Here is a 17,237-nt window from a genome sequence, read left to right on the forward strand (position 1 = left end):
TCGTATTTTTACCATATCGAAGAAAAATAAGCAATAAAAAGAATAAAATTGGTTAATATTAATAAACTAAAAATTCGTCTTGTCTTTAAGTATTTTAAATAATTATTCTAAAAAAATAGATAACTGCACATATCCAAAAAGAGATATAAATATATTGATATATAATATCGGACACAAAAAAAAGGGCCAAAAGCCCTTTAAATATAATAGTGAAATCACATTAATTAATATGCATACCACCTGTCACGCCATACACTTCAGCAGTAGTATAGCTAGACTCTTCTGATGCTAAATGCACGTACACACCAGCAAGCTCAACTGGTTGACCGGCACGTTTTAATGGTGTTTGTTTTCCAAACTCTGGTATTACCTCACTTGGTTGACCACCACAAATTTGTAACGGTGTCCAAACTGGGCCAGGTGCCACACAGTTAACACGAATACCTTTACTACCTAATTGCGCCGCTAAACCACGAGTAAACGCGATAATCGCTGTTTTAGTTGAAGCATAATCCAACAAATTACCACTTGGTTGATAAGCTTGCACAGAAGAAGTGGTAATAATTGTTGAACCCGGTTTTAAATAACCCAATGCTGCTTTGGTTACCCAAAATAGTGAAAACACATTGATTTCGAAGGTTTTGATGATCTGCTCAGTAGACAATTGCATAATATCCTCTACAGCAGTTTGTTTACCAGCTACTAATGTTAAGTTATCCAGTCCACCTAATTTTTTATGGGCTTCCTCGATTAATTTTTTACAAAATGACTCATCGCTTAAATCACCTGGAATTAATACTGCTTTTCGACCCACTGATTCAATCACTTTAGCCACATCTTCAGCATCTTTTTGTTCGGCAGGTAAATAATTGATTGCCACATCTGCGCCTTCTTTTGCATACGCAATTGCTGCAGCACGACCGATACCAGAATCACCGCCAGTAACCAACATTTTAAGCCCTTCTAAACGTTGATGACCTTGATAACTCTTTTCGCCACAATCTGGCACTGGTTTCATCTCACATTGCAAACCAGGAGGATTTTGTTTTTGTTTAGGAAACTTGTCATGGTGATATTTGGTTAATGGATTATGCTTACTCATAATTTTCTCCTAAGTTAAACATGTATTTGAATTCAAATTCAATATAACTTAAATAAAATCAATTAATAATCACAAAATCCTATTGTCGAGTATATTTTACATCTTTAAAATATTTAATTAATTCAATTAATTATATTATTCGATACTGTAAAAAATAAAAATCATTGATAGAAAAAACAACTTCCTTGAATGGTTTAGCGAGGACAGAAAACGAATGCTGAAACCATGATGGGTGAAATAGAAACACCAAAAGTAGTTTAGCAAAGAAATAATTATTAATCTAGCAATGCTAGCTTAATAATAACTATCTCTGAATTTTACAATCAGTTGCAGCAATCATCGCTAAACCCCTTTGACCCTCGATGTAAAACATGAATTCAACACCGTCACTAAAATATTTCTTCAGTTTTTTCATTTGAGCATTATCTTGGCAATAAATTTCAGTAATAGCTTTACCAATTTTTTTATATTTTCACTTGTCAATAAATCCTCTTTAGTTATTCCTTTAACTTCCGTTTTATAAACGAGGGCATTACCATCCGCCTCAATATCAAACCAAATTAGGTTATCATTAAATTTAATAGGTAATATTTGCTTAAGTATACTGATGGCAGCTTTTTTTTCATCACCTAAATCATAAGGTTTATTATTCTTTGAAGTATTAAATTTTTCATCATCAACTTGATCGATAATTTGAAGTAACTTTTCTGTTTTTTCAGCTCCAATATTCTCCACAAGCCTATCAATTTTATTTTTTTCTAGCGGTGAATTATCACAACCAAATTGGAGCATGACCAACACAATAAAACAAATAATCTTGCGCATTCCTAATCCTTAGTTAGCCTATATTTTATAACTATTGTAATAAGTGATCATTTTATCAATTATATGATTGTCAATCACAGATAGTTATTTAACACGACAATCCGCTGGTGTTAATTCAACCACAACAATCTCTTTATTATTAATAAAATAATGGTAATTTGCTCCATCTGGGAACGCCGTTTTCAACTGTTGCATCTCCTCAGTATTTTGGCAATAAGCATTAAAAAGTGCTTGGCGAATTGTATCGAGGGTACTTGGTAACAACAATGTATGCTCTGGCGTATTTTTAACATCATATTGATAATTGATAATATTTCGATCTTTATCCTTCTCAACACCAACCAAAGTAGTTAACTCATCAACATCAATCGGTAAAACCTTTTTCATTGGTTCAATCATCGAATTTTGTACCGAGTTGAGTGAATCATCTTCAACTGCGGTATTTTTTTTGGCATTATCACAGCTTAATACGAAAAAACTCACCACAAAAAAAGCAAATAGTTTAATTATTTTCATAATGATATCTCTTATTAGGTAATAAATAATAATTATCAATAGGCTATTAAATAATGTTGATTTATTTTCAGGGTTGATGAGTGATATTTATACACTAACCTTCTTCAAAAAGCCAAAATAATCATTTTTAATCCCTCAAAAACCCCGTTCCTCAACTTTTTTACAGAGATAAAAATAAGATGCTTAAAAAAAACCACAAAAAATAGTTGCACTTTTTTTTAAAACGAGTATTTTGGATAAATATTTTTCGAAATTGACAAAAAAATTACAAAAACATTATGAATTTTTCACTCATCGTCGTCCTCATTAACATTATTGTCAGCGTGGTCATTATTCCTGCGCGGGGGCGTCTTTTGAGTTAAATATATGGTCATCATATTTCAAAACCCCCGCCCCAAAAAGCGGGGGTTTTTTTATGAACAATTTTGACATTAACAATGCATGAGCAAAAGTAAAAAGAGAGGAATGAATGTTAGGAACACAGTGGATAGTAAAAACCTTAAAAGAAAAAGGCATTACCACCGTTTTTGGATATCCTGGTGGTCAAATTATGCCTCTATACGATGCCCTTTATGATGGCGGGATTGAACACGTACTTTGTCGTCACGAACAAGGCGCTGCCATGGCGGCGATTGGTTATGCCCGTGCCACTGGCAAAATCGGCGTTTGTATTGCCACATCAGGCCCCGGCGCAACCAATATTATTACTGGTCTTGCTGATGCATTAATTGACTCAGTACCCGTTATCGCGCTTACCGGACAAGTTCCAACTACACTTATCGGTACCGATGCCTTTCAAGAAGTTGATGTTTTAGGATTATCCTTAGCATGCACCAAACATAGCTATTTAATTGATGATGCCACCCAGTTGCCAAATACCTTACAAGAGGCTTTTAATTTAGCTAATTCGGGCAGGCCGGGACCAATATTAATTGACATCCCAAAAGATATCCAACTTGCCGACCATGATTACCAAACTTATTTAACACCATCAACTATAAAAACGCCTTCTGATAACGCTCAATTATATCCAATCTCACCTGAGGAGATAAAACAAGCCAAACAAATGATAAACCAAGCTAAAAAACCAGTACTTTATATTGGTGGTGGTGTTGGACTTTCTGGAGCGATCAACGAACTACGCGAGTTTATGAAACTAACTCAAATTCCTAGCGTATCAACCTTAAAAGGGCTTGGTGTAGCAGATCTTAACAACCCCTACTACTTAGGGCTTATTGGCATGCATGGCGCCAAAGCCGCTAACTTAGCGGTACAAGAGTGTGACTTACTTATTGCCTTAGGAGTAAGATTTGACGATCGTGTAACAGGTAAGCTTAACGAATTTGCTAAACATGCAAAAGTTATCCATGTTGATATAGATCAGTCTGAAATCAACAAATTACGCCAAACTCATTTAGGTTTACAAGGTGACATCAAACACGTTTTACCTATGCTAAATCAAACCATATCGATTGATGACTGGCATAACAAAATAAAACAACTCAAATCCCGACACCCAACGCCATACGATCATCCTGGTGACGCCATTTATGCACCAGCATTACTAAAGCGTATTTCAGAGCGCAAACCGATTAACACCATTATCACCACCGATGTTGGTCAACATCAAATGTGGACAGCACAGCACATGTCATTTACCCATCCACAGAACTTCATTACTTCAAGTGGGCTTGGAACTATGGGCTTTGGTTTACCAGCCGCAGTTGGCGCCCAAATGTCTAGACCCAATGACTTGGTAATTTGCGTATCAGGTGATGGTTCGTTCATGATGAATGTACAAGAACTAACTACCATCAAACGTAAAAAACTACCGATCAAAATTGTCCTTATCGACAACCAACGCCTTGGTATGGTAAGACAATGGCAAGAGCTATTTTTTAATGAAAGATATAGTGAAACCAACTTATCGGATAACCCAGACTTTTTAATGCTAGCCAAAGCGTTTGATATCCCGGGACAAACCATCAGCAAAAAGTCGGAAATAGAGTCAGCACTTGATAATCTATTTAATTCAGCTGGCGCTTATCTACTGCACGTTTGTATTGATGAGCTTGAAAACGTATGGCCACTTGTTCCACCGGGTGCCGCCAACGAAAACATGTTAGATAAAAGTAATAAGGAATAAGTGATGAATCAAAAAGCGACACATCAATTTACCATAACCGCCCATGATAAATTAGGTTCACTTGAACGCATTTTACGCGTTGTTCGCCATCGCGGTGGTCATATAGAGCAGATGCAGATGCAATCAATTGATAATCGGCTATTTAGCTTAATACTTACATTAACTACCGAACGGACGCTATCATCCTTACAAAACCAAATAATCAAATTGGAAGATGTAATAAAGGTAGAATAAAGTGTAACTATATTCTTTGGTGAAACAACAAGTTAAATTAAAAAAGTAACAATATTAACAGTTAAACAAACAGTAAAGTAATGTATAATGCTTAACATTAAATTAACATAAGCAAAATACTGGCTTAACAAAGGTAAAATTTAAGAGGAAAACAAAAAATGGGTACTACAGCAAAATCTGATTATATTTGGCTAAATGGTGAAATGATTCCATGGGCAGATGCAAAAATACACGTCATGTCACATGCACTACATTATGGTACTTCAGTATTTGAAGGTGTTCGTTGCTACGAAACGCATAAAGGCCCAGCTATTTTTCGTCATAAAGAACATGCCCAACGCCTATTAAACTCAGCCAAAATATATCGTTTTCCTGTCCCTTATTCTCTTGAAGAGATCATGGAAGCAACTCGCCAAGTAATCAAAAAAAATAACCTAAAAAGCGCCTACATCCGTCCATTAGTCTTTATTGGTGATGTTGGCATGGGCGTTATTCCACCTGCCGGTTACCAAACCGATGTCATGATTGCCGCATTCCCTTGGGGTGCTTATCTTGGTGAAGATGCCTTAGAACAGGGTATTGACGCAATGGTATCATCATGGAACCGTTTTGCACCAAATACCATCCCTGCAGCAGCTAAAGCCGGCGGTAACTATCTATCATCACTACTCATTGGATCAGAAGCCCGCGCAAATGGCTTCCAAGAAGGGATTGCTTTAGACGTTAATGGTCAGTTATCTGAAGGTTCTGGAGAAAATCTATTTATCGTTAAAGATGGCATATTATTTACCCCATTACTATCATCATCAGCACTACCAGGCATTACTCGTGATGCCATCATCACCCTTGCACATGATCTAGGCATTGAAGTACGTGAACAAACACTCTCTCGTGAATCACTATACCTTGCTGATGAAGTGTTTATGACTGGTACAGCTGCGGAAATCACGCCAGTACGTAGTGTTGACCGTATTCAAGTTGGTATTGGACGTTGTGGGCCAATCACCAAACAAATCCAACAAACATTCTTCGGATTGTTTAATGGCAAAACTCAAGACAAATACGGTTGGTTAGACCCTATTAAATAAATAAGCAAAACACCGCCGAACAAATCGGCGGTGTCACAATTATTTAACGATTTATTATTCATCAAAACACAAATATGTACCGAAAGAAATCGGTCGCTTGCATTATAAACTTGGGAGCAACAAATGCCTAGATATCGTTCAGCAACCTCGGTTGAAGGTCGCAACATGGCAGGCGCCCGCGCCTTATGGCGTGCAACAGGCGTAAAAAATGAAGACTTTGGTAAACCCATCATTGCAGTGGTTAACTCATTTACCCAATTTGTACCGGGTCATGTTCACTTAAAAGATATCGGTCAACTGGTAGCAAAAGAAATTGAGGCATGCGGTGGCATTGCCAAAGAATTTAACACCATTGCTGTCGATGATGGTATCGCTATGGGGCATGGTGGTATGCTTTACTCATTACCCTCACGAGAGCTTATCGCCGACTCAGTAGAATACATGGTTAATGCCCACTGTGCCGACGCTATGATCTGCATCTCAAACTGTGACAAAATCACGCCCGGCATGTTAATGGCCTCACTGCGTTTAAACATTCCAACCGTATTTGTATCAGGCGGGCCGATGGAAGCAGGCAAAACCAAACTATCTGATCAAATCATCAAACTTGACCTAGTCGATGCCATGATCCAAAGTGCCAACCCAAATGTCAGCGATGCCGATAGTGAGGCAATCGAACAATCTGCTTGCCCAACTTGTGGATCATGCTCTGGCATGTTTACCGCTAATTCAATGAACTGTTTAACCGAAGCATTAGGTTTATCCTTACCGGGTAACGGTTCACTCATTGCGACGCATAAACAGCGCGAACAACTCTTTTTAAATGCTGCTAAACGTATTGTTGAAATTACCAAACGCTATTACGAACATGGTGATGAATCCTACTTACCGCGCTCTATCGCAACCAAAGCAGCTTATGAAAATGCCATGTCGCTTGATATCGCTATGGGAGGGTCAACCAACACGGTATTACACTTACTTGCCACCGCACAAGAAGGTGAAATCGACTTTACCATGTCAGATATTGACCGATTATCTCGTAAAGTCCCTCACCTATGTAAAGTGGCACCTAGTACTGCCATTTACCATATGGAAGATGTGCACCGCGCAGGTGGTGTAGTCTCAATTTTGTCAGAGTTAGACAAAGCAGGATTACTCAATCGCAACGTCCACAACGTACTTGGTTTAAGCTTACAAGAAACCTTTGCCAAATATGACATCACCCAAACCACTGAGGAAAGCGTCAAAAAAATGTATCGCAGTGGTCCAGCAGGTATTCGCACCACTAAAGCCTTCTCACAAGATTGCTACTGGGATACGCTTGATGACGATCGCCAAAACGGCTGTATACGTGACAAAGCCCATGCTTATAGCCAAGATGGTGGATTGGCAACCCTATACGGTAACGTAGCTGAAGATGGCGCTATTGTAAAAACCGCTGGCGTTGCTGCAGAAAACCTCGTTTTTCGCGGTCCGGCTAAAGTCTATGAAAGCCAAGAAGATGCCGTTGATGCAATTCTAGGCGGTAAAGTGGTTGAAGGTGATGTAGTGGTTATCATCTATGAAGGACCAAAAGGTGGCCCAGGCATGCAAGAAATGCTCTACCCAACAAGCTACCTAAAATCAATGGGGCTTGGCAAAGCTTGTGCATTAATTACCGATGGTCGATTCTCTGGAGGCTCATCAGGCTTATCCATTGGTCACATCTCCCCAGAAGCTGCTAACGGTGGCGTAATTGGTTTAGTTCGTGATGGTGATATTGTGGATATCGACATCCCGAATCGAAAATTAAACATCATTGTACCAGAAGATGAATTAGAGCGTCGCCGCGTGGCAGAACTAGCTCGCGGCGATAAAGCCTTTACACCGCATAACCGAGACCGTTATGTCTCATATGCCCTAAAAGCTTACGCAAGCTTAGCAACTAGTGCCGACAAAGGTGCGGTACGTGATAAAAGTAAATTAGGTGGTTAATGTGAATAATAACAAACTAACCGGCGCTGATTATTTAAAAGCTACCCTATGCAGCGCTGTATACGATGTCGCTCAAGTGACACCACTTGAACATATGGAAAAAATCTCATCTCGGCTAAAAAACCAAGTATTTGTTAAGCGAGAAGATCGCCAGCTCGTTCACAGTTTCAAAATTCGTGGCGCACAAGCCATGATTGCCAGCCTTACCCCGGAAGAACGCCAATGCGGTGTCATTGCCGCATCAGCTGGCAACCATGCCCAAGGCGTCGCATTTTCAGCAACAAAATTAGGCATTAAATCGCTAATTGTTATGCCATTAAATACCGCCGATATCAAAGTCGAAGCGGTAAAAGGCTTTGGTGGTGAAGTCCTGCTTTACGGCGCCAACTTCGACGAAGCCAAAGCCAAAGCGATGGAACTGGCCAAACAGCAAAACCGCATCTTTATTCCCCCTTTCGATCACCCACTTGTCATTGCGGGGCAAGGCAGTATTGCTATGGAACTGCTACAACAAAATGCCAAACTTGACCGCATATTTGTACCTGTGGGTGGTGGAGGACTTGCCGCGGGCGTTGCCGTATTAATCAAACAAATCATGCCATCAATCAAAGTGATTGCAGTTGAACCAGAAGATGCCGCCTGCTTAAAAGCAGCATTAGTTGCTGGTCACCCGATTGATCTCGATCGAGTCGGCTTATTTGCCGAAGGCGTAGCAGTAAAACGTATTGGTGATGAAACATTTAGACTCTGTCAGCAATATATCGACGACATTATCACTGTGGATAGTGACGAAATCTGCGCTGCCGTTAAAGATCTGTTTGACGACGTACGAGCCATTGCCGAACCGTCAGGCGCAGTCGCCTTAGCAGGAATGAAAAAATATGTCGCACAACACAACATTTGTGGCGAAAACTTAGCTCATATTCTATCTGGGGCTAACTTAAACTTCCACAATTTACGTTATGTATCAGAACGTTGTGAATTGGGCGAAAAACGCGAGGTTCTATTAGCTGTCACCATTCCAGAACAAAAAGGCAGCTTCCTCAAATTCTGCCAATTGCTCGGTGGTCGCGCTGTAACCGAATTTAACTACCGCTATCACGACGACAAATCAGCTTGCGTGTTTGTTGGGGTTAAAATTGCCAAGAGCAATGAAAAAGAGGAAATCATGCAAGAACTCACTGCTGCCAGTTACCAAGTTGTCGACTTAACAGACGACGAAATGGCTAAACTGCACGTGCGTTATATGATTGGCGGCAAACCATGCAAACCTATTCAAGAACAAGTCTACAGCTTTGAATTCCCTGAATCACAAGGTGCACTTCTCAAGTTCTTAGAAACATTAGGTACTAACTGGAATATCTCAATGTTCCACTATCGTAGTCACGGCACCGATTATGGTCGCGTGCTAGCTGCCTTTGAAATTGACAAAGCCAGTCATAGCACCTTTACTAAACACCTAACCGAGTTAGATTACGGTTTTCATAACGAAACGCAGAATCCTTCGCTTAAGTTGTTTTTAACCGCTTGATGATTCAACTGCCCCTAAAATAAATCAGGGGCATTTTTTTCCTCAAAACTCGCTTAATTTACTGATTAATTATGATGATTTTAATCTGTTTTTTAACAAAAATACCAAGTTAACTGTTATTTTTAAGATATGAGTTCTAAAAAAACACCTTGATTTTTTAAGGCTTAAAAAATAGCTATCCTCAATTGAATTCGCCAATCTCTAAAACGCACGCTGCTAAACGATAAAACCATTCAGATTTCACTACTTCGGTAATTTAGTAAATATAAAAAGTTAAGGTGAAGGTGAATAAATACAAACTGCATAACCGCCGTTAGAAACAGAGGATAGTTTAACTAATCCTGTATACGCGTCCACAGCTATATTATTGCTGCCACTACTGTCTGAAGTACTCGTCCAGTAGTCGTAGTCGAAGCCATAATGGGACATATTTCCCCATTCTGAAAACAATCCTGCACCAATTTGACGTTTATAATAATTATCAGATGAAGGAGATGAAGAATCTAAATTGTTATAATTTGAATTAGTTAATTCTTCAGCTGTAGCAAGACGATAACCTATCTTATCACACCATGATTTCTGATTATTAAGATTTGTGTAACTAATATTTGGGTAACTAGTTTCTCCACGGTTGATAAACCATTGTTTTAACTCAAATCCATACTTGACAACGACATTGCCATCTGGACTATCACGACCAACTAACTCAAATACCTGAGGCAAAGATGGCTTATCGATATTTCCCGGATCACCTGAACTCATTTGTGATTGTGTAGCGAAATAACCAGTTAATGTGACTCGAACGCTTGTCTTTGTTGAATTAGTCATCGTCGCCGTAATACCACTATGAGAAACTGGCGCCCAATGTAAAACCTGATCATTACCGCTAATATCCAAATCAAAATATAAATTATGAGCACCAGTAGTTGGGAAATTTAAACCATAAGACGATGGTTTAGCTGTCTGTGTCAGGAATCCCTTTTTAGGGTCCCATATGGAAGCAGGGCCACGAAAGTCAACATTTGGATATTCCCATTCGTCATTTGAACCATATTTTAAAAAACTTGGTTTAGCAAAACAAATTGCTGCTGATCCCTTAGGATTAATATAATAAGTAACATTATTTGCATTAAAACGACTTTCATTAGGCACGCCATAAAGTGTTTTCAATGTACCATCAGTATTTGATAAGGTTAATTTATAAGGCGCTTTACAGATGGTAAGAACATCATTACGCTCAACAACCTGATTATTTTTATCAACGATGGATAACCTTAAACTACCTGTAGCCGTTATACCATTAGAGCCTTGACCGTCCCCATCATCATCCCTCCAATAATAATAAGGTGCACCAATAAAAGAACTTAATTCGATTGAATTAATATCAGTTGGCACTAACATATTAATATCAGCAAAACTCTCACCAGTTTCCGGCAATTCAATTGGTTGGGTTGACGAATTATTTGTTGCTGGCGTAAATTTAGTTCCATTGGATAAAGTTATCCAAAGTAAATCTTCAGAGTTAGTTACATGCGTATAACCATTATCGAAGGTTAAATATGGCGCATTACCATTAATAATATCTGAAGTTGTAGCCGTTAATGCATGACTTGAATAGGAAGTTATTAGTGACACGCCGAGCGTTATCGTTAAAAGGGTCTGCCGGGTTAAATCAGATTTGCAAGATGCTCGTTGGGAGGATTTTCGAAGTGATATCAAATTATCACTGATTAATAAACTAGAGTGTAAACCTAAACAATTAGAGTTTATACTAAAAGAATCTAAATTATAGCTTGGTATACTTGGTATAGGTTGGGCAGGTTTGTTGTTTGTTGTTTGTTGTTTGTTGTTTGTTGTTCAATATTGTAACTCATAAATAGAGACCTTGTCAATTACTTTATTATTTTATTTCAACTTTCTACATTATAAATTAATTTCTTAATTGATAACTTAGTTTAAAAATATGAAGAAAGATAAATTCCTTCATAGCTTATTTTTATATATTAATTAATTACTTTTGTAAAGTGTAATGCTAAATTTCATTTTTATAACGTACGTTATCACGATAACAACAATTATTTTTTCATTTCAAAAACTTCACTTTTTAATTTTTCACGTTATTTTAATTCACTTTTGAAATCTTAGGCATATTGATCAAATAAGAGCATTTCGGATCTTAATAATATTAAAACCCCGTTCCTCAACTTTTTTTGAGGAACGGGGTTTTTGAATTTTTGTATGCGAACAGGGTAGTATTTTCGAAAAAACGGACTTTTACAGTGCGTTTCCTTGTCTGAAGAATAATCTTTCCATCCCTTTTACGACGTTTTTCGAGAGTTTTTCGGATAATTTTTGTTTACGTTGATAGCTAACCGCAATGATTTTATAAGTGTCTAAATGCGATAAGATAAAGTCATCACTAGTACTAATTTCGTCAACCAGTCCCTTTTCTTTGGCTTGGGTTGCAAACCAATGTTCGCCAGTAGCCACTTGCTCTATATCGACATTTGGTCGATATTCCTTTACAAAATCTTTAAATAATAGATGTGTTTCTTCAAGTTCTTGTTTGAATTTTTGGCGGCCTTCGTCGGTGTTTTCACCAAACATAGTTAACGTTCGTTTATACTCTCCCGCTGTTTGTAATTCAATATCGACATCATGCTTTTTAAGTAATCGGTTGAAATTAGGAATTTGTGCAACCACACCAATTGACCCGACAATCGCAAACGGCGCTGCAACAATTTTGCTGGCAGTACAAGCCATCATATAACCGCCACTAGCTGCAACTTTGTCAACCACAGCAGTAAATGGAATATTGCGCGTTCTAAAACGTAATAGTTGTGAAGCCGCAAGCCCATAACCATGCACTACCCCACCAGGGCTTTCAAGTTTTACAACCACTTGATCTTCCGGCTTGATTATGGCGAGTACCGCCGTGATTTCTTGACGTAATTCTTCGACTTCGTGTGCATCCATACTGCCATTAAACGATAATACAAATAATTTAGGTTTGGCATCTGGCAATTTAGCATTATCATCGGTGCTGCCTTTCTTTTTAGCTGCTTGTTTAGCCTGTTTCTTTTCGAGTTTTTTTTGTTTTTTAAGTTCTTTATTAAACTGTTTAGCTTCGACTTCATCCAGACTCGACATTAACATATCATCTTTGACTTGTTCATATTCTTGACTAATATCTTTGACCGATAAACGCCCAGCAGTCAATGATTTTCGGCGTTGACTTAAAATAAAAATTAATACCGCTAAAATAGCAATAACAACTGTTGCTGTTTCAGCCAAGAAGAGAGAATACTGCGAAAACCAGTTCATTTAATAATTATCCTTAAGTTGAGAATTTTTGTTATTATAACAAGATAATTAACGCTTGTGCCGAAAATCAATAAAGATAAAATTGTCGCTTTATTCGGCATTTTAAATTCTTTATACTGACAGCCTAATTTATTGCTATACGAGAATAAAAATGCCACTACGCCCGATAACTGAAATTGCTAAGCAATGTAATATTCCTCAAAAGTATATACTTCCTTACGGTAAACACGTTGCCAAAATCGATTTATCTATTCTTAACACTAAACAAAATAAAGCTGCTGGTAAATTAATTTTAGTTACCGCTATTACGCCAACACCGTTAGGTGAAGGTAAGACGGTTAATACCATTGGCCTGAGTGAAGGTCTTAACTATTTAGGTAAATCTGCTATCGCCTGTATTCGTCAACCTAGCTTGGGGCCTGTTTTTGGAGTTAAAGGCGGTGCTGCAGGTGGCGGGCAAGCCGAAGTTTTGCCAATGGAAACCTTAAACCTCCATCTTACTGGTGATATTCATGCGATAACCGCCGCACATGATTTAGCGTCTGCGGCATTGGATTCTCGTCTTTATCATGAAGAGCGCCTTGGTGATGAATTTACCGCACAAACTGGTTTACCTCGTCTAAACATCGATGTGAACCGCATTGTTTGGAAACGCGTTATCGATCACAATGATCGCGCTCTGCGTAATATCACTGTCGGTGTAGGCGGTGGCGTCAATGGTATTGAACGCCGTGATGGATTTGAGATCACCGCCGCATCTGAATTGATGGCAATTTTAGCCTTAGCTTCCGATTTACATGACATGCGAACACGCATTGGTCGTATTATTTTAGCCTATAATACGCAAGGTGACCCAATCACCGCTGAACAACTCGAAGTAGCTGGTGCCATGACTGTGCTGCTTAAAAATGCGATTAACCCAAACTTAATGCAGACGGTTGAAAATAATCCAGTATTAATTCATGCTGGACCATTTGCTAATATTGCCCATGGTAACTCATCAGTTATCGCTGACCGCATTGCAATGCAATTAGCTGATTATGTGATAACCGAAGCTGGATTTGGATCTGACATGGGCATGGAGAAATTCTTTAATATTAAATATCGTCAAGCTGGTATTAAGGCGTCTTGTGTGGTTTTAGTCGCAACTGTGCGTAGCTTAAAATCCAATAGCGGTAAATATAATATCAAACCAGGACAAGCCATTCCAAAAGAGATTTCACAGTCTAATGTAGAATTACTGGAAATTGGCGCTGCCAATTTAGCATGGCATATTAGCAATGCCAAAAGCTATGGTTTACAAGTGATTGTAGCCATTAACCGATTCCCACATGATAGTGAAGAAGAACTCGCATTTTTACAAAAATACGCCGTTGATCATGGCGCATTTGCCTGTGAAGTGAGTGAAGTGTTCACTCAAGGTGGTAAAGGTGCTGAAAAACTGGCTAAACATGTGATTAAAGCGTGTGATATGCCAAGTGAAATCAAATTACCTTATCCTGACAGTATGCCTTTAATGGATAAGATCCAAACTATGGTTAAAAAGTACGGCGCCAATAAAGCGAATTTGTCTGAAACTGCACTCAAAAACGTTAAAGAAATTGAGGCGTTAAAACTCGATCATTTACCACTTTGTATCGCTAAGACCCCGATGTCAATTAGCGCCGATGCAAATTTAAAAAATGTACCGACCGACTTTGATGTCGATATCAGCCATTTAGCAATTTCGGCAGGTGCTGGTTTTATTCGTGTTTATGCTGGTAATGTGATGACAATGCCTGGCCTCGGTACCAATCCAGCCTATCGTCATATTGATATTGACAAAGATGGTAATATTGTCGGTTTAAGTTAATTGAAAATTTATTATGCAATATAAAGCCTTTATTGATGAAGAAAATTGTATTGGTTGTGGCAAATGTGTTCGCGTTTGCCCGACTGATGCTATTATTGGTAGCAAACAGGTGCTACATACGATATTACCGCAATTTTGTACCGCTTGTAGTAGTTGTATTAATACCTGTCCAACTGACTGTATTACCTTAAGTACCCTTGGCGTTGCCCTAAGTGAGCAAGAGGAATTAGAGCTAACCGAAAAGAAACAACAACGTATAAATTGTAATCAGTTGATTCCACCCACTATCTTATTTCCTAGGTCGATGTCGACAAGTAGTGCGGCTACACAGAAAGATCGCAAACAATCGATTGCCGACGCCATCGCCCGAGTTAAAGCCAGAAAAAAACTCGCTAATTAGCGAGGTTCAATTTTCTTTATTTCAGACCATTAGAAGTATTAAAGTATTACTCTTTATTACTTCTAAATGCACGTTTACGGTCGTTTTCGGTTAAATGAAGTTTACATAGACGACATAGACGACATAGGCGAACAGATAATGGCGTAACTTCAACTAAATCATCATCAATAAACGCTAATGCTTGTGCTAATGACATTTTTACTGGTGGTGATAACGTAGTTGCTTCATCACTACCCGATGCATGATCGCAAACAACCGATTGCCGACGCCATCGTCCGAGTTAAAGCCAAAAAAACCTCGCTAATTAGCGAGGTTTTATTTTCTTTATTTCAGACCATTAGAAGTATTACTCTTTATTACTTCTAAATGCACGTTTACGGTCGTTTTCAGTTAAATGACGTTTACGTAGACGAACAGATAATGGCGTAACTTCAACTAACTCATCATCATCAATAAACTCTAATGCTTGTTCTAATGACATTTTTACCGGTGGTGATAAGGTAGTGGCTTCATCCGTACCTGATGCTCGCATGTTAGTTAATTTCTTACCAGTTAAACAGTTAACAGTTAAATCATTTGAGCGAGTATGGATACCAATAATTTGCCCTTCATATACTTCAGCACCATGACCAAGGAATAATTTACCACGATCTTGTAAACTATAAAGTGCATAAGCTAACGCTTTACCTGTACCGTTTGAAATCATTACGCCATTAATACGTTGACCGATTTCACCTGGGCGAACATCATCGTAATGGCTAAATGTTGAGTAAAGTAAACCTGTACCAGATGTCATAGTCATAAATTCAGTTCTAAAACCGATAAGACCTCGGCTTGGGATCACATAATCTAAACGTACACGACCTTTACCATCAGGTAACATATTGGTTAAATCACCTTTACGTAAACCTAAGGCTTCCATCACAGAACCTTGGTGCTGTTCTTCAATATCTAAAGTCACTTGTTCGAAAGGTTCTTGCTTTTTACCATCGATTTCTCTATAGATAACTTTAGGACGAGATACACCAAGCTCATAACCTTCACGACGCATATTTTCGATAAGAACCGATAGGTGCAACTCACCACGACCTGAAACTTTAAATGCATCTGGATCTGGGGTTTCTTCAACGCGTAATGCCACGTTATGCACCAGTTCTTTATTTAAGCGTTCAAGGATTTGTCGAGAGGTAACATATTTACCTTCTTTACCGGCAAATGGTGAGCTATTAACATTAAAGAACATGGTTACCGTTGGTTCATCAACGCTTAATGCTGGTAATGCTTCAACACAGCTGTTATCACAAATTGTGTCAGAAATACCAAGTTCACCTAAACCAGTGATAGCAATAATATCGCCAGCTTCGGCAACTTCTGCTTCATAACGTTGTAAACCTAAATGACCTAATACTTGCCCAACTTTACCGGTACGTTTGTTACCTTCGCTATCAACAATAGTGACTTGTTGATTTGGTTTAACGCGACCACGTTTAATGCGCCCAATCCCAATAACACCAACATAATTGTTATAATCAAGTTGCGAAATTTGCATTTGGAATGGACCATCTAAATCCACTTTTGGTGGCTCTACATGTTCAACAATCGCTTCAAATAATGGCGTCATATCTTGCGCCATGTCTTGATGATCAAGACCAGCAATCCCCATTAAAGCTGAAGCATAAACAATTGGGAAGTCAAGTTGTTCATCAGTCGCGCCAAGATTAACGAATAGGTCGAATACTTGATCGACAACCCAATCAGGACGCGCACCCGGACGGTCAACTTTGTTAATAACAACAATTGGTTTTAAACCATAAGCAAACGCTTTTTGCGTAACAAAACGTGTTTGTGGCATTGGTCCGTCCATTGCGTCAACAAGCAATAGTACTGAATCAACCATCGACATTACACGTTCAACTTCACCACCAAAATCGGCATGGCCCGGAGTATCTACAATATTAATTCGGTAACCATTCCAATCAATAGCAGTATTTTTTGCTAAAATAGTAATACCACGCTCTTTTTCAAGCGCATTAGAGTCCATTATTCTCTCGTTATCATCGCCACGCAAATTATCAAGCGTACCAGACTGTTTTAAAAGTTTATCAACCAAGGTTGTTTTACCATGGTCAACGTGAGCAATAATGGCTATATTTCTTAAATTTTCAATCACAATTAAAATCCCAATTAGGAGACAGATTCTTTAGGCGCAATATTGTACACCTTTTTAGTAAAAAAGTTGATCTAT

At 38.5% G+C, this 17,237-nt stretch carries 13 protein-coding genes and 1 pseudogene; 7 read left to right on the forward strand and 7 right to left on the reverse strand.

Annotation, left to right across the window (positions count from 1 at the left end; all coding sequences use genetic code 11):
- Window positions 1-220: 220 nt before the first annotated feature.
- The 3 genes from AC5LXI_RS11440 to AC5LXI_RS11450 form a co-directional block, all read right to left on the reverse strand.
- Complete coding sequence (locus AC5LXI_RS11440; RefSeq protein WP_493442442.1) at window positions 221-1,102, reverse strand: SDR family oxidoreductase; 882 nt, start codon at window positions 1,100-1,102, stop codon at window positions 221-223.
- 411 nt (window positions 1,103-1,513) lie between these two features.
- Window positions 1,514-1,927, reverse strand: coding sequence for a hypothetical protein (locus tag AC5LXI_RS11445; RefSeq protein ID WP_493442443.1), 414 nt, complete (start codon window positions 1,925-1,927; stop codon window positions 1,514-1,516).
- 84 nt (window positions 1,928-2,011) lie between these two features.
- Complete coding sequence (locus AC5LXI_RS11450) at window positions 2,012-2,443, reverse strand: hypothetical protein (protein WP_493442444.1); 432 nt, start codon at window positions 2,441-2,443, stop codon at window positions 2,012-2,014.
- Between the two features lie 469 nt (window positions 2,444-2,912).
- On the opposite strand from AC5LXI_RS11450, the gene ilvG reads away from it, so the two are divergent.
- The 5 genes from ilvG (at window position 2,913) to ilvA (ending at window position 9,416) form a co-directional block, all read left to right on the forward strand.
- Window positions 2,913-4,589, forward strand: a complete 1,677-nt coding sequence (ilvG, locus tag AC5LXI_RS11455) for an acetolactate synthase 2 catalytic subunit (RefSeq protein WP_493442445.1) — start codon at window positions 2,913-2,915, stop codon at window positions 4,587-4,589.
- A gap of 3 nt (window positions 4,590-4,592) precedes the next feature.
- Complete coding sequence (ilvM, locus tag AC5LXI_RS11460; RefSeq protein WP_493442446.1) at window positions 4,593-4,823, forward strand: acetolactate synthase 2 small subunit; 231 nt, start codon at window positions 4,593-4,595, stop codon at window positions 4,821-4,823.
- A 158-nt stretch (window positions 4,824-4,981) separates the two neighbouring features.
- Window positions 4,982-5,911 (forward strand): branched-chain amino acid transaminase, encoded by a 930-nt coding sequence (locus tag AC5LXI_RS11465; protein WP_493442447.1) that lies wholly within the window; start codon window positions 4,982-4,984, stop codon window positions 5,909-5,911.
- 123 nt (window positions 5,912-6,034) lie between these two features.
- Complete coding sequence (gene ilvD, locus AC5LXI_RS11470) at window positions 6,035-7,885, forward strand: dihydroxy-acid dehydratase (RefSeq protein WP_493442448.1); 1,851 nt, start codon at window positions 6,035-6,037, stop codon at window positions 7,883-7,885.
- Window position 7,886: 1 nt separating this feature from the next.
- Complete coding sequence (gene ilvA, locus AC5LXI_RS11475) at window positions 7,887-9,416, forward strand: threonine ammonia-lyase, biosynthetic (RefSeq protein ID WP_493442449.1); 1,530 nt, start codon at window positions 7,887-7,889, stop codon at window positions 9,414-9,416.
- Window positions 9,417-9,689: 273 nt separating this feature from the next.
- On the opposite strand, the gene AC5LXI_RS11480 is transcribed toward ilvA, so the two are convergent.
- Complete coding sequence (locus AC5LXI_RS11480; protein ID WP_493442450.1) at window positions 9,690-11,051, reverse strand: hypothetical protein; 1,362 nt, start codon at window positions 11,049-11,051, stop codon at window positions 9,690-9,692.
- Window positions 11,052-11,690: 639 nt separating this feature from the next.
- Window positions 11,691-12,740: a protease SohB gene (sohB, locus tag AC5LXI_RS11485; RefSeq protein ID WP_493442451.1), complete on the reverse strand. Its 1,050-nt coding sequence runs from the start codon at window positions 12,738-12,740 to the stop codon at window positions 11,691-11,693.
- 151 nt (window positions 12,741-12,891) lie between these two features.
- On the opposite strand from sohB, the gene AC5LXI_RS11490 reads away from it, so the two are divergent.
- Together AC5LXI_RS11490 and AC5LXI_RS11495 are read left to right on the forward strand one after the other, a co-directional pair.
- Entirely contained in the window at window positions 12,892-14,592 is a 1,701-nt protein-coding gene (locus tag AC5LXI_RS11490; protein ID WP_493442452.1) for a formate--tetrahydrofolate ligase, read from the forward strand.
- A gap of 13 nt (window positions 14,593-14,605) precedes the next feature.
- Window positions 14,606-14,992, forward strand: coding sequence for an RnfABCDGE type electron transport complex subunit B (locus tag AC5LXI_RS11495; RefSeq protein ID WP_493442453.1), 387 nt, complete (start codon window positions 14,606-14,608; stop codon window positions 14,990-14,992).
- A gap of 46 nt (window positions 14,993-15,038) precedes the next feature.
- On the opposite strand, the pseudogene AC5LXI_RS11500 reads toward AC5LXI_RS11495, so the two are convergent.
- Both AC5LXI_RS11500 and typA read right to left on the reverse strand, forming a co-directional pair.
- Window positions 15,039-15,224: pseudogene (locus tag AC5LXI_RS11500) on the reverse strand (hypothetical protein); the annotation flags it as partial.
- 114 nt (window positions 15,225-15,338) lie between these two features.
- On the reverse strand, window positions 15,339-17,162 hold the full coding sequence (gene typA, locus AC5LXI_RS11505) for a ribosome-dependent GTPase TypA (protein ID WP_493442454.1): 1,824 nt from the start codon (window positions 17,160-17,162) through the stop codon (window positions 15,339-15,341).
- Window positions 17,163-17,237 lie beyond the last annotated feature (75 nt).

The sequence above is a fragment of the Gilliamella sp. LMG 34361 genome (genome assembly GCF_984569075.1).

What these genes read in the sequence shown, in the direction of transcription:
- AC5LXI_RS11440 (WP_493442442.1), bottom strand. Translation starts at nt 1,102, where the DNA reads ATGAGTAAGCATAATCCATTAACCAAATATCACCATGACAAGTTTCCT.
- AC5LXI_RS11445 (WP_493442443.1), bottom strand. Translation starts at nt 1,927, where the DNA reads ATGCGCAAGATTATTTGTTTTATTGTGTTGGTCATGCTCCAATTTGGT.
- AC5LXI_RS11450 (WP_493442444.1), bottom strand. Translation starts at nt 2,443, where the DNA reads ATGAAAATAATTAAACTATTTGCTTTTTTTGTGGTGAGTTTTTTCGTA.
- ilvG (WP_493442445.1), top strand. Translation starts at nt 2,913, where the DNA reads ATGTTAGGAACACAGTGGATAGTAAAAACCTTAAAAGAAAAAGGCATT.
- ilvM (WP_493442446.1), top strand. Translation starts at nt 4,593, where the DNA reads ATGAATCAAAAAGCGACACATCAATTTACCATAACCGCCCATGATAAA.
- AC5LXI_RS11465 (WP_493442447.1), top strand. Translation starts at nt 4,982, where the DNA reads ATGGGTACTACAGCAAAATCTGATTATATTTGGCTAAATGGTGAAATG.
- ilvD (WP_493442448.1), top strand. Translation starts at nt 6,035, where the DNA reads ATGCCTAGATATCGTTCAGCAACCTCGGTTGAAGGTCGCAACATGGCA.
- sohB (WP_493442451.1), bottom strand. Translation starts at nt 12,740, where the DNA reads ATGAACTGGTTTTCGCAGTATTCTCTCTTCTTGGCTGAAACAGCAACA.
- AC5LXI_RS11490 (WP_493442452.1), top strand. Translation starts at nt 12,892, where the DNA reads ATGCCACTACGCCCGATAACTGAAATTGCTAAGCAATGTAATATTCCT.
- AC5LXI_RS11495 (WP_493442453.1), top strand. Translation starts at nt 14,606, where the DNA reads ATGCAATATAAAGCCTTTATTGATGAAGAAAATTGTATTGGTTGTGGC.